At 69.8% G+C, this 12,712-nt stretch carries 12 protein-coding genes; 4 read left to right on the forward strand and 8 right to left on the reverse strand.

Annotated elements, in window-relative coordinates:
* Positions 1-40: 40 nt before the first annotated feature.
* The 6 genes from FIF60_RS13980 to FIF60_RS14005 all read right to left on the reverse strand — a co-directional run bounded on the left by FIF60_RS13980 (position 41) and on the right by FIF60_RS14005 (position 7,776).
* Positions 41-1,576 (reverse strand): AbgT family transporter, encoded by a 1,536-nt coding sequence (locus FIF60_RS13980; RefSeq protein ID WP_144186705.1) that lies wholly within the window; start codon positions 1,574-1,576, stop codon positions 41-43.
* Positions 1,577-1,587: 11 nt separating this feature from the next.
* On the reverse strand, positions 1,588-2,973 hold the full coding sequence (locus tag FIF60_RS13985; protein ID WP_144186706.1) for a M20/M25/M40 family metallo-hydrolase: 1,386 nt from the start codon (positions 2,971-2,973) through the stop codon (positions 1,588-1,590).
* 12 nt (positions 2,974-2,985) lie between these two features.
* Positions 2,986-3,969: an asparaginase gene (locus FIF60_RS13990; protein WP_144186707.1), complete on the reverse strand. Its 984-nt coding sequence runs from the start codon at positions 3,967-3,969 to the stop codon at positions 2,986-2,988.
* A complete protein-coding gene (locus FIF60_RS13995) occupies positions 3,966-5,660 on the reverse strand; it encodes an MFS transporter (RefSeq protein ID WP_239451631.1) in 1,695 nt (564 codons plus the stop codon). The genes FIF60_RS13990 and FIF60_RS13995 overlap by 4 nt, the downstream gene beginning before the upstream one ends.
* A 15-nt stretch (positions 5,661-5,675) precedes the next feature.
* Positions 5,676-6,683: a glutaminase A gene (gene glsA, locus FIF60_RS14000; RefSeq protein ID WP_239451632.1), complete on the reverse strand. Its 1,008-nt coding sequence runs from the start codon at positions 6,681-6,683 to the stop codon at positions 5,676-5,678.
* A 160-nt stretch (positions 6,684-6,843) separates the two neighbouring features.
* A complete protein-coding gene (locus tag FIF60_RS14005; RefSeq protein ID WP_239451633.1) occupies positions 6,844-7,776 on the reverse strand; it encodes a DMT family transporter in 933 nt (310 codons plus the stop codon).
* Positions 7,777-7,857: 81 nt separating this feature from the next.
* Here FIF60_RS14005 and FIF60_RS14010 point away from each other — a divergent pair, with 81 nt between their 5' ends.
* From FIF60_RS14010 to metC, 4 genes are read left to right on the forward strand one after another with little or no spacing between them, the layout of a single operon-like run.
* On the forward strand, positions 7,858-8,478 hold the full coding sequence (locus FIF60_RS14010; protein ID WP_144186709.1) for an NUDIX domain-containing protein: 621 nt from the start codon (positions 7,858-7,860) through the stop codon (positions 8,476-8,478).
* Between the two features lies 1 nt (position 8,479).
* Complete coding sequence (locus FIF60_RS14015; RefSeq protein WP_144186710.1) at positions 8,480-9,202, forward strand: alanyl-tRNA editing protein; 723 nt, start codon at positions 8,480-8,482, stop codon at positions 9,200-9,202.
* 4 nt (positions 9,203-9,206) lie between these two features.
* The gene (sseA, locus tag FIF60_RS14020; RefSeq protein WP_144186711.1) at positions 9,207-10,076 is read left to right on the forward strand and encodes a 3-mercaptopyruvate sulfurtransferase; all 870 of its coding nucleotides are present in this window, start codon (positions 9,207-9,209) and stop codon (positions 10,074-10,076) included.
* A complete protein-coding gene (gene metC / locus FIF60_RS14025) occupies positions 10,069-11,283 on the forward strand; it encodes a cystathionine beta-lyase (RefSeq protein WP_144186712.1) in 1,215 nt (404 codons plus the stop codon). The genes sseA and metC overlap by 8 nt, the downstream gene beginning before the upstream one ends.
* 59 nt (positions 11,284-11,342) lie before the next feature.
* On the opposite strand, the gene FIF60_RS14030 is transcribed toward metC, so the two are convergent.
* Both FIF60_RS14030 and FIF60_RS14035 read right to left on the reverse strand, forming a co-directional pair.
* Positions 11,343-11,765: a rhodanese-like domain-containing protein gene (locus FIF60_RS14030; RefSeq protein ID WP_144186713.1), complete on the reverse strand. Its 423-nt coding sequence runs from the start codon at positions 11,763-11,765 to the stop codon at positions 11,343-11,345.
* A gap of 46 nt (positions 11,766-11,811) precedes the next feature.
* Positions 11,812-12,712 (reverse strand): methyl-accepting chemotaxis protein (locus FIF60_RS14035; protein WP_239451634.1); only part of this gene is annotated, 901 nt, incomplete at its 5' end.

A 12,712-nucleotide genomic window follows, 5' to 3' on the forward strand; every position in this document is an offset into this window, starting at 1 on the left:
CGGCCGCGGCACCGGTCGCGCATGAGGTCGGTCATCGAGGTCAGATCCCCCAGGGCAGCCCGAAGACGTGCCAGAGTGCGAAAAACACGGTCCATACCACGCAGAGGGCTGCGATGTAGGGAAGCATCAGCGCGATGACCGTGCCCACCCCGCTTTCCTTCTGGTAGCGCTGCGCGAAGGTGACGATGAGCGCGAAATAGGCGTTGAGCGGGGTGATCGCGTTCATCGGCGAGTCGCCCGTGCGGTAGGCGGCGAGCACCGCGTCGGGCTCGACGCCGAGGCGCATCAGGAGCGGGACGAAGATTGGCGCGAAGATCGCCCATTTCGGGATCGCGCCGGTGATCACGAGGTCGAGGATGAACACGACGATGATGAAGCCGATGAGCAGCCACAGGGCATCGAGGTTGAGCTCCGTCAGCACGTCGGCGAGCGAGACGGCAGCGAGGGTGGCCATGTTCGAGTAGTTGAAGAAGGCGAGGAACTGGCTGATCACGAGCAGGAGTAGGATCAGCCCCGAGAGGCTGCCGAGCGCCTTCTGCATCGCGCCCACGACCGCCGCGCTGTCGGCGAGCGTTCCGGCGCCGTAGCCATAGGCGCCGCCGGCCGCGACGAAGATGAGCGCGATCGAGACGATCAGGCTCTGCATGAAGGGCGTGGTGCCGATGATGTCTCCGCTCACCGGGTCACGCAGCGGGGCGCCGGGCGGGAGCGTGATCAGCGCGATGAAGGCGACCGCGCCGAGGAAGCCCCAGAGCGCCCAGCGAAGGCCCCTCGCCTCCACCTCCGCCTCGTCCTCCACGTCCTCCGGCAGGCTGTAGTCGCCCGTGTAGGCGCCGAGGCGCGGTTCGATGACACGCTCGGTCAGCTGCGCGATCAGCACGGTGAGCAGGATGACCGAGGCCATCTCGTACCACTGGTTCGAGAGCAGGCCGACGGAGCGGTTGCGGTCGACGAGCGCGATCGCGTCGTTGGTGATGCCGACGAGGATGCCGTCGACCGGCACGACGAGGAAGTTCACCATGAAGGCCGACGCCACCGAGGCGAAGCCGAGTGCGAGCCCCGCCAGAGGGTGGCGGCCGACGCTGTAGAACGCCGCCGCGGCAAGCGGGATGACGACGAGGTAGCCCGCGTCGGCCGCGATCGAGGAAAGGATGCCGACCAGGGTAAGGATGTAGGAGAGCGACCAGGCTGGGGAGGACGCCACGAGCTTGCGGATGAGCGCCTTGATCAGCCCCGATTCCTCGGCGACCCCGACGCCGACCATCGCGACGATGATTACGCCGACGGCCTGGAAGCTCATGAAGTTGCCGACAACGCCGGTGTACATGAAGCGGATGCCGTCGATCGTCAGCAGGCTTCGCGCTTCCGTCGCCGCGCGGACGATCTGGCCCGTTTCGACATCGTAGACGTCGTAAGAGACGCGCGCGCCGAGAAGCGCGAGCAGGGCCGAGAGCAGGATCACGGCGACGATCAGGATCACGAAGATGACGACGGGGTGCGGTACCGCATTGCCGACGCGCTCGACGGTGTCGAGCAGCCGCTGCATCGCCGAAGGCTTCGCCGCCTCCGCTGCCATCGCCGTGCTCCTCAACGCGAGAACGCGTCGAGGATCCGCGCCCAGGAGCGGATTCCCCGGCGGAAACTCTCGAGCTCGTACTTCTCGTTCGGGCTGTGGATGCGGTCATCCTCGAGCGCGAAGCCGGCAAGCACCACGTCCATCCCGAGCTTCTCCTTGATCAGCCCCGTGACGGGGATCGAGCCGCCCCCGCCGATGAAGAATGCCTCCCTCCCCCACTCCTCCGCGAGCGCGGCCCGTGCCTTGGCGAAGGAGGGCGCATCGACGGGGAAGCGCACGGCGCGGCTGCCGCCATGCTTGATGAAGCTCGCCTCGCAATCGGGCGGCAGCAGCTTCTGCACATGCGCGCGGAACGCGGCGCGCACCGTCTCGGGGTCCTGGTCGAACACCAGGCGGAACGACACCTTTGCCGAGGCGACCGAGGGGATGACGGTCTTGAACCCCTCGCCCTGGTAGCCGCCGCCGATGCCGGTGATCTCGCAGGTGGGCCGCGACCAGACCATCTCGAGAACCGAACGCCCCTTCTCGCCAGCCGGCTCCGACAGCCCCACCGCGCCCAGGAAGGCCTTCTCGTCGAAGGGCAGCTTCTGCCAGTCCGCCTTCAGCGCCTCGGGCAGTTCCGGCACGCCTTCATAGAAGCCAGGCAGCGTCACCCGCCCGGTCTCGTCGCGCAGGCTCGCGAGGATACGCACGAGAACGGCGTTCGGGTTCGCCGCGGCGTTGCCGTAGAAGCCGGAATGGAGGTCTCGGTCCGCGGCGCGGATCGTCACCTCGTCGTTGCAGAGGCCGCGCAGCATGGTCTGGATCGCGGGCGTCCTCGCATCCCACATGTTCGTGTCGCAGATCAGGCCGACATCGGCGCGCAGCTCGTCGGCATGGCTCGCGAGGAAGGGCGGCAGGTTCACCCCGCCCGTCTCCTCCTCGCCCTCGAGCAGAACGGTGATGCCGACGGGAAGCCTGCCCGTTACCGCCTTCCAGGCGCGGCAGGCCTCGACGAAGGTCATGACCTGGCCCTTGTCGTCCGACGATCCGCGGCCGCGGATCGCCTTCGTGCCGTCCTTGCGCGTCTCGATGAAAGGCTCGAACGGGTCGTGGTCCCAGAGGTTCAGCGGATCTGTGGGCTGGACGTCGTAATGCCCGTAGAACAGCACCGACTTGCCCGAGGTCGAGCGGTCATGCCCGACAACGATCGGGTGGCCGGGCGTTGCGTGCGCCATCGCCTCGAAGCCGATCGACTTCAGGTCCTCGACATGCCATGCCGCGCAGGCCGCGCACTCCTTGGCGAAGGCGGGGTCGGTGGAGACGGACTTGATGCGAAGCACCGAGAAGAGGCGTTCGAGCGCGGCGTCGATGTCGCCGTCGATGCGGTCGAGAACCCTGTCGAGATCAGATGCCATGCCTGGTGTCCTCTACTGGTAGGGGGCGAAGGCGCTCAGGGCCGCCTCCCGCCCGCCTCCGCCACGCAGCGCGAGCCCCAGCAGGATGCGCGCCTTCAGCCCGGAAAGATGCCCCGCCGGAACGAGCCCGCGGCCGATCAGGTCGATCTCCCCGCCGGGATAGCCATAGGTGCTCGTGAACACCGGCCCGGTCATCGCGCGCGAGGCGAGGATGACTGGGATGGCGCGCGCCACCTCTCCGAGGATCGGCGCAACAGCGGCAGGCACATGCCCCGCCCCCATGCCCTCGATCACGAGCCCCGCATAGCCGAGGCCGGCGACGGAGCGCAGCATCCGCCCATCCTCGCCCATGCCCCATTTGAGGAGCGCAACGGGTGCCGGCTCACCGGCCTCGGCGTCATGCGCCGGAGACCGCGCGGGACGGACATGGATCTGCGCCCGCCGCTCGACCACAGCACCGAGCGGGCCGACGAGGGGGGAGAGGAATGCGGAGGGAAGCGCGGTGTGGGATTTCTGCACGAAGCGCGCGGCGTGGATGTCGTAGTTCAGCACAGCGAGCGTGCCCAGGCCCCGCGCCTCAGGCGAGGCTGCGACGATCGCCGCCGAGAGGAGGTTGGCCGGCCCGTCAGCCCCTGGTGCATCGGCGCCGCGCATCGCGCCGGTGATCACAACCGGCCTGTCGCCCGGCACGAGAAGGTCGAGAAGGAAGGCGCTCTCCTCGATCGTGTCGGTGCCCTGGATCACTACGGCGCCGTCGAAGCCCTCGGCGAAGCCACGGTTGATCTCGCGCGCGACGGCGACGAGCTGGCCGGGCTCGAGCGAGGGGCTCGGCAGCCGGAAGGGAGAGCGCGCCTCGATCTGCGCGATCTCGCCGAGCGCGGGAACGGACGCGACCAGCTCGGCCGCGCCGAGCTTTGGCGCGATGCCGCCCTCCGCCGTCGGCACCATCGTGATGGTGCCGCCGAGGGAGAGGACGAGGAGACGCGGCTTCGTCACCGCGCGGCCTCCGCCGCCTCCACCTCCGCCGCGGCCGCCCTCAGCTCCTCCGGTGACGCCGGCTCCGGATGGGCGGGAATCTCACCTGGCTTGTAGGCGGGCAGGCCTCCGGCGGGGAAGATCGCGAGAAGTGCTACGCCCGCCATGATCAGGAGCCCGATCTTGATCGCCTGGATCCGGCTCTCCTGGTTCACCCGCACGGCCTCGACCACCTGCTCGGCCGAGGCGGTGGTCGCTGCCATGAGCTCGCCGAGCCTTGCGTCGGTGACGAAGTTGATCCGGTCGAGGTCGATCTGCGCGAGCACGGCCGGCGTCAGCACCGGGTTGTCGGCGAGCCGCAGCATCACCATCGAGGTGAGCAGCGTCACCATCAACGCGCCGGCGACCGCGGTGCCGACGCCGGCGGCGAGGTTCTGCGTCGTGCCGCGCAGCGAGCCGACATCTCCCGCAAGCTGCTTCGGCGCGGCCGTGACGAGCACGTTGAACACCAGCGTGACGAGCGCGCCCTGGCCGATGCCGAAGGCGATCAGCCCGAACATCACCGCGACCGCCGTCCAGTCATTGCGCACAACCCAGGAGAGATAGAACAGCGCGAGCGTGCAGATGACGAAGCCGATGCGCCCGATCTGTCGCGGCGTCATCTTGTCGTAGAGCTTCACCACCAGCATCGCGGTGAAGAACACGGTGAGGTTGAACGGCATCATCGCGATCGCCGTCTCGATCGGCGTGCGGCCCTGCACGATCTGGATGTAGAGCGGCACGGAGAAGTTCAGCATCGCCTCGAGCGCGACCACGGCGAACATGCAGTACACGGCCGCACGCTCCTGCTTCGAGGTGATGACGCGGAGGTCGAGCAGCGGCGTGCGCCCCGCCGCCTGGGTGCGGCGCGTCCACACCACGAAGCACTGGAGCAGGAAGATGCCGAGAACGATCATCACCGGCGCGGGCGAAAGCCCGGCGATGTCGAAGGGCGCGGCAGGTCGCGCCGCGCCGAGGCCCCAGCGGTTGAGGTTGTTGAAGCCGAAGCTGATCATCATGATCGAGGATGCGGCGAGAACCACGCCGACGATGTCGATGCCAACCTCCGGCCGGCCCTCCTCCTCCTTCAGCTTGAAGGAGAGCCAGAACACCAGCGCCGAGACGCCGATCAGGATCGCGAAGACGGGCCGCCAGCCGATGAAGGTGCCGAGCATGCCGCCGACGAGGAAGGCGGTGACACCGGCGGCCGCGCGGGCAGAGCCGAGCGCGCCGACGGCGGTGGCCTGCTGCGCGCCGCTGTACTGGTTTGCGATGAGCGCGACGAGCGCGGGGACGATCACCGATGCGGCGAGGCCCGCGCAGAGCTGCGCGGCGAGCATCACCGTCGCTGTCGGGCTGATCACCATCAGCACCTGCGCCGCGCCGAACAGCGCGACGACATAGCGGAACACCTTCGTGGAGCCGAAGCGCTGCACGAGCTTCGCACCCAGCATCACGAAGCCGGCGACGGCGAGCGAGTACATCACGATGCCGGTCGCGACGGTCGTCGGCGGCACGCCGAAGCTCTGCACCATCCCGCCCATCGAGACGGGAAGCGAGGCGACGTTGTAGGACATGATCGCCTGGCCGAGCGCGATCGCGATCATCGGCACCCAGGACTGGCGAGGCTCCTCGCCGACGGACATGGGCGCGCTGGGCGTCGTCGTCGTCATGACCGTCTCCTGAACTCAGGCGAAGGGCTTGGATGCGAAGAGGTTGAGGCCGAGCGCCTCGGAGAGGTACTTCGTCATGCGCTGGCCCTTCACGCTGTTGCCCGCTCCGTCGAGCGGCGGCGCGAAGGTGCCCAAGGCGCCCTTGCCGGGAGAGATCGTGACGATGCCGCCGCTCACCCCGCTCTTGCCTGGAAGGCCGATCTCGTAGAGCCAGTCGCCCGAGCGTTCGTACAGCCCCGCCGTGGCGAGCGCGGCCAGTGTGCGCTTGCAGATCGCGGCATCGACCACCCGTTCCTTCGTGACCGGGTTCACCCCGCCATCGGCAAGGGTCGCACCCATCACCGCGAGGTCACGCGCCGTGACGGAGACCGAGCACTGCCTCGTGTACACGTCCGTCGCCTCGAGCGCGTCGCAGTACATCCGCCCGTAGCCTTCGAGCAGCTTGGCGATGCCACGATTGCGCAGGTTCGTCTCGGCCTCGGATCGGTACACCTCCTCGTCGATCGCGAGAGGGCGGCCGGCGAAGCGCGAGAGGCCGGAGAGGACGAACTGCCATTTCTCCTCCGCCGTTCCGCCCGGGCAGAGGCTTGTCGTCGCGATCGCGCCGGCGTTGACCATCGGGTTCATCGTGCGGTCCGCGTTCAGCTCGACCGCCATGACCGAGTTGAAGGGAAGCCCCGTCGCGTTCACGCCCACCTTCGCGCGCACGACCTCCGCGCCGAGGACCTCGCACACCAGCGCGAACACGAAGGGCTTGGAGACGCTCTGGATCGAGAAGGCATGCTCAGCGTCGCCGACCGCGACCACCCTGCCGCTGACGCCGACGGTGCAGATGCCGAACAGGTCGCGCCTGGCTCGTCCGAGCGCGGGGATGTAGTCCGCCACCACGCCCTCATCGATGCCGCGGTAGCGGGCATGCGCCTCTTCGACGATGCGGCGGACCTCGTCCTCCGCTGGCAGCGAGCCTGTCGAGACGCGGCCGGGTACGGCGAGGTCTTCGTCCTCGCCAAGCACGTCCTTCACCTGGTCCCTCCCCTGGCGCGCCGGTGGAGGGCTGGGCGGGCCGCACCGATGCGGCAGGGATACGAGCACAGCGCGCGCCCGGAAGTCCATTATTCCGGGAACGCCCCGACAGGCCGACAAGCGGGAAGGGCCGGATCGCAGGGACCAGCGGCAGGGAGGCTCAGCGCCCCCCGCCCTGCCTGCGCCGGATCACCTCACGGTGGAGGATGTAGAGCCCCGACGCGACGAGGACGGCGACGCCCGCCGCCATGGTCGGAGACGGGGTCTCGTCGAACAGCATGATCCCGATCAAGGCGGTCCAGAGTATCCCGCTGTATTCAAAGGGGGCGACGATGGTCGGCTCGCCGCGACGGTAGGCATCCGTCATCAGAAGCTGCGCGACCGTGCTCGAAAGTCCCACGCCGACGAGCGCGGCGAACTCGGTCCAGCTCGGCGTCACCCAGACGGGGATGGCGAGCGCGCCGGCCAGCACCGTTCCGCCGATCGAGAACCACGCGACGATCGCGACATTGCTCTCGCCCTGCTCGCCCATGCGGCGGATCGCGATCATCGCCAGCGCCCAGCACACCGCACCGAACACGACGACGAGCGCCGGCCCGAGCGGCACGTCCGAGGCGCCTGGGCGGAGGATCAGCAGAACGCCGAGGAAGCCGACGACCACCGCGCTCGCCCGGCGTATGCCGACCTTCTCGCCGAGAAGCGGAATGGAGAGGATGGTCAGGAACAGCGGCATGGTGAAGCCCAGCGCCGTCACCTCCGCAAGCGGCAGGGTCGCGTAGCCGTAGAACGCCGTCATCATCCCGCCGAAGCCCGCAAATGTGCGCATTGCATGCAGGAGCGGCTGGCGAGTGCGCAGCACGCGAATGCCGCCCTCGCGCTGGATGATGGGCGCGAGCGCGAACAGCGCGACGACGCTGCGGAACAGCACGATCTGCGCCGTCGGGATGGCTGGGGCGATCAGCTTCACCAGCGTGGCGGCGACGGCGAAGGCGGCGGCGGCGGCGATGATGGCAACGATGGCGCGCGCGCGCCGCCGCGCCATCGCGGCCGGCGTCTCTGTCGGCCGTTCTGCCAGTCCTTGGGAATCGGTCACGGCGGCGGGCGCTCTCCTCGGCCGATCCTAGGCCCGCTCCCCCTGGCCCGGCCAGGGGCGAGCCTGTAGGGTCTGCCCGCCATGGTCGAAGAAGCCCTCCCTGCTCACCCGCGCGTGACGGTCCATGCCATCGAGACGATCTGGCGCGGCCACAACGCGCTGCAGCGCGTGTCGTTCAGCTTCCTGGGCCACCGGGGCGAGACGCGCGGCCCCGCCAACTGGGAGCTTCTCCGCCGCGGCCGTGCCGTCGCCGTCATTCCCTACGATCCAGTGCGCGACACGGTGGTGCTGATCGAGCAGTTCCGCCTTCCCGCGCTGGCCGCCGGCCTCGCGCCCTGGCTGGTCGAGGTCGCCGCCGGCCTCGCCGACGGGGCCGAGACCGACGAGGAGGTCGCCATCCGCGAGACGCGCGAGGAGACGGGGCTCGAGCTCACCGCGCTCGCCCCCGCAGGGCGGTTCATCCTGAGTCCCGGCATCTCCGACGAGACGATCGCCGTGTTTGCCGGCCGCGTCGATGCAGCGTCAGGCGATGACCGCCATGGCGGGCTCGCAGAGGAGCACGAGGACATCCGCGTCTTCACCCTGCCCGCGACGGAGGCCTTCGCCATGGTCGCCGACGGCCGCATCCTCAACATCACCACCGCGCTCGCTCTGCTCTGGCTCCAGGCAAACCGCGACCGCCTCCGCCGCGACTGGACCTGACATGACGACAGAGCCGCTGTTCCGCGACGAGCCCTCCCTGCGCGCCTGCGAGGCCACCGTCGTCTCCGCAGGGCCCGACGGCATCGTGCTCGACCGCACGGTGTTCTACCCCCAGGGCGGCGGCCAGCCTGGCGACACGGGACGGCTGGTGCTGCCAGACGGCACAGCGCTCGCCGTCACCGACACGGTGAAGGGCGAGGCGGGCGCGATCCTCCACCGCGTCGCGGCGGACGCAGCCCTGCCCACCCCCGGCACGAAAGTGCGCGCAGAGCTCGACTGGGACCGCCGCTTCCGGCTGATGCGCGCGCACACGGCGATGCACCTCCTGTGCAGCCTGATCCCTGGTGCGGCGGTGACGGGCGGCGCGATCGGCGACGGCAAGGGCCGCCTCGATTTCGACTTGCCCGAGACCCCCGACAAGGAGCGGCTGAACGCTGCCCTCGCCGCGCTGGTCGCAGAGGATCACCCCATCTCGACGACCTGGATCACCGAGGAGGAGCTCGACGCCAATCCCGGCCTCGTGCGCACGCTCTCGGTGAAGCCGCCACGCGGCGCGGGGCGTGTCAGGCTCGTGCGCATCGGGCCGGAGGCCGCGCCCATCGACCTTCAGCCCTGCGGCGGCACGCACGTGTCCTCGACGGCAGAGGTTGGGCGTGTGACGGTCGCCAAGGTCGAGAACAAGGGGCGGCAGAACCGCCGCATCGCGCTCGTATTGGAGGGCTGAGGCAATGACAGAGGGCTACGCCAACCCCGACGCGCTGGTCAGCACCGAGTGGCTCGCCACACGGCTGGGCGACCCTGGCGTCGTCGTGATCGACATCACGAAATACCTGCCGAACGAGCCGAAGGACGGCCACGCGGAATACCTCAAGGCCCACATCCCCGGCGCGCGCTATCTCGACATCGACGCGGTCGCAGACAAGGGGACCGAGCTGCCGCACATGCTGCCGGGACCGGCCGAGTTCGCCGCTGCGATGGAGGCGCTCGGCATCGCCAATGCGCACCGCGTGGTGTTCTACGACCAGAAGGGCATGGCCTCAGCCGCGCGCGGCTGGTGGATGATGCGCGCCTTCGGGCATGACGCCGCCTCGGTGCTCGATGGCGGCCTGCCGAAATGGGTCGCCGAAGGTCGCGCGACCGAGAGCGGCGAGCCGGCCGCCCCGCCGCGCAGCGTGTTCGCCCCTGCCTTCCGGCCCTGGCTCGTGAAGGACTGGCGCGCGGTGCTTGGCAACGTCGCCTCGCGCGAGGCGCAACTCGTCGATGCCCGCCCCGCGGGGCGGTTCGAGGGAACCGCGCCGGAGCCGCGCGCGGGGCTCCGCGGGGGCCGCGTGCCCGGCTCGAGCAACGTCCCGCACCTGATGCTTCTGAACGCGGATGCGACCTTCAAGCCGGTGGAGGAACTGCGCGCGATCCTCGCCAAGGCAGGCGTCGACGGCTCGCGCCCCGTCATCGCCTCCTGCGGATCGGGCGTGACGGCCTGCGCCATCGCGTTTGCGGGCCATCTCGTTGGCCTTCCCGACATCGCCGTCTATGACGGGTCCTGGACCGAATGGGGCGGCCGCCCCGATACCCCTGTGGAGACCACGAGCAATGCCTGACGACAGCGCGCCGAAGGGAACGAGGATGCACGGCTTCGGCACCCGCATGAGCCATGCGGGCCGCGCCGGGACGCGCGTGCACGGCTTCGTCAACCCGCCCGTGGTGCGCGGCTCGACCGTGCTCTATGCCAACTGCGCCGACCGTGTCGCCTCGGCTTCCAAACGGTTCGACCAGGCACTGACCTACGGCACGCAGGGGGGCCCCAACCACCACGCGCTCGAGGACGTCATCTGCGAGATCGAGGGCGGCACGCGCTGCCAAATCGTCTCGACAGGGCTCGCCGCCGTGACGGTGCCGCTTCTCGCCTTCCTCAAGGCGGGCGAGCACATGCTAATGCCAGACAGCGTCTATGGCCCCGCGCGCGCTTTCGCCGACGGCATGCTCGCCCGGCTCGGCATCGAGACGACCTTCTACGACCCCTGCATCGACGAAGCCGGGATCGCCGCTCTGATGCGGCCCAACACGACGGTCGTCTACACCGAAAGCCCTGGCAGCCACAGTTTCGAGATGCAGGACATTCCCGCCATCGCGCGCGCAGCGCACGCAAAGGGCGCGAAAGTGCTGATGGACAACACCTGGGGCATCCGCCACTTCCAGCCCTTCCGCCACGGCGTCGACGTCTCGATCCAGGCGCTGACGAAGTACGTCGTCGGCCATTCCGACGTGCTGCTCGGCTCGATCACCGTCAATTCCGACGAGCACTGGAAGGCGCTGCGCTGGGCAGCGCTTCAACTTGGCCAGTACGCTTCGCCGGACGATTGCTGGCTCGCGCTGCGCGGCGTGCGGACGATGCCCGTGCGCCTCGAGAAGCAGGCGGCGAGCGCGCTCGAGGTCGCGGCCTGGCTCGCGAAGCGGCCGGAGGTGCTGAAGGTGCTCCACCCCGCGCTGCCCGGCGCGCCTGGCCACGAGATCTGGAAGCGCGACTTCACCGGCGCGTGTTCACTGTTCGGCGTGGTGTTCCGCCCCGAGTTCAGCGTCGAGGCGAGCCACGCCTTCGTCGACAGCCTCACCCTGTTCGGCATCGGCGCCTCGTGGGGCGGCTACGAGAGCCTCGCCCTGCCGACGACCGGGTTCATCACGCGAAGTGCGACGAACGGCGATCTCGGCGGGCCGACGGTGCGGCTGCATATCGGCCTCGAGGACACGGCCGACCTGATCGCAGACATCGAGGCGGGGCTCGCCGTCCTGCGAGGCTTCAAGGGCTGAACGAGCAGGCCGCGCGGCATGGTTTCGCGCCGCGCGGCTTGTCGATCATTCGGTACGGATCACGGACCGGCCATCGGCAGGCCGAGGGCGCGCCACTCCTCCATGCCGAGCGCGTAGTAGTAGACCTGCGTATAGCCCCAGCCGACCGCGGCGGTCGCCGCCTTGGCGGCGCGGCCGCACTTGAGGCCGTTGCAGTAGAACAGCACGGGCGTGGCCTTGGTCTTCGCGTGGCCTGCGAGCACCGCCTCGGTCAGATCGGTGTCGAGCACGCGCACCGCGCCCTCGATGTAGCCGTTGGCGAAATCCTCGGCACGACGGTTGTCGAGGATGACGAGCTCCGGCGTGCGCTCGATCAGCGACACGATCGCCTTCGCGTCGACCGTCGTTGCACCCTGGATGGAGGTCGGCGCATCGGCCCGGGCGGGCGCGGCAGCGGCGAGGCCGAGGGCGAGCACGCCCGCGGCGAAGATCCTGCGGTTCATCGGGTCATTCCTTCTGCAGGCTTCGGGGAAGACGTTCTGTCCCATCTCACGCGGCCCTGAGGTCCGCGATCACGTTGGCGACGTCGCGATCGAGCGTCGCGAGCTCGGAGCCGAGCGCGGCGATGGCGTCCGCCACCTCCGCGACGGAACGGTCGGCCGAGGCGATGCTGCCATCGAGGCGAACCATCACCTCGCGCGCCGCGGCGGAGCCCGAGGCCGCACCTGAAGCGGCTTCGGCCATCGCGCGCACGGCCGCCGCCTGCTCGGCCGAGGCGGCAACAAGTGCGGCGAGCTCGCCGTCGATGCGCTTGACGTCCGCACCGATCGTGCCGAGCGCCGCGGCCGTCCCCGCCGTTCCCTCGCGGATGGCGTCGACGCGGGCGGCGATCTCGGTGGTCGCGCGCGCCGTCTGCGTCGCGAGCGTCTTCACCTCCGCCGCGACGACGGCGAAGCCCTTCCCGGCCTCTCCGGCGCGGGCGGCCTCGATCGTCGCATTCAGCGCAAGAAGCGTCGTGCGCCCGGCGATCTCGCCGATGAGATCGAGCACGCGCCCGATCTCGCCCGACGCGGCCGTCAGCCTCTCGGTCGTTTCTGCGACCGCATCGGCGGAGTGGACGGCCTCGTTCGCCCGCTCTGCGGCGTGCCTGCAGCGCTGCGTCATCGCCTCCACCGCCGCCGCGACCGCGGTGCAGTCCGCCACGACGCGGTCTGCACCGGCTTGCGCCGTGTCGCAGGCGTCATTGACCTCGCCGGCCGCCTCGCGTGCGCCGTGCGACTGAACGCCGAGCGCCGCGGCCGCCTCGCGCAGCGCGGAGGCCTGCGCCTCGATGCCGCGAAGCGCGCCCTGCACCCGGGCCTGCAGCGTCTCGACAAGGCGGCGCGTCGCTTCCTCGCGCGCAGCGGCGGCGTCCTGCTCGGCCCTGTGCAGGAGCGCGGCCCGTTCCGCC

The organism is Elioraea rosea (assembly GCF_007644105.1).
GTDB classification, from domain to species: domain Bacteria; phylum Pseudomonadota; class Alphaproteobacteria; order Acetobacterales; family Acetobacteraceae; genus Elioraea_A; species Elioraea_A rosea.

What these genes read in the sequence shown, in the direction of transcription:
- FIF60_RS13980 (WP_144186705.1), bottom strand. Translation starts at nt 1,576, where the DNA reads ATGGCAGCGGAGGCGGCGAAGCCTTCGGCGATGCAGCGGCTGCTCGAC.
- FIF60_RS13985 (WP_144186706.1), bottom strand. Translation starts at nt 2,973, where the DNA reads ATGGCATCTGATCTCGACAGGGTTCTCGACCGCATCGACGGCGACATC.
- FIF60_RS13995 (WP_239451631.1), bottom strand. Translation starts at nt 5,660, where the DNA reads ATGACGACGACGACGCCCAGCGCGCCCATGTCCGTCGGCGAGGAGCCT.
- FIF60_RS14010 (WP_144186709.1), top strand. Translation starts at nt 7,858, where the DNA reads ATGGTCGAAGAAGCCCTCCCTGCTCACCCGCGCGTGACGGTCCATGCC.
- FIF60_RS14015 (WP_144186710.1), top strand. Translation starts at nt 8,480, where the DNA reads ATGACGACAGAGCCGCTGTTCCGCGACGAGCCCTCCCTGCGCGCCTGC.
- sseA (WP_144186711.1), top strand. Translation starts at nt 9,207, where the DNA reads ATGACAGAGGGCTACGCCAACCCCGACGCGCTGGTCAGCACCGAGTGG.
- metC (WP_144186712.1), top strand. Translation starts at nt 10,069, where the DNA reads ATGCCTGACGACAGCGCGCCGAAGGGAACGAGGATGCACGGCTTCGGC.
- FIF60_RS14030 (WP_144186713.1), bottom strand. Translation starts at nt 11,765, where the DNA reads ATGAACCGCAGGATCTTCGCCGCGGGCGTGCTCGCCCTCGGCCTCGCC.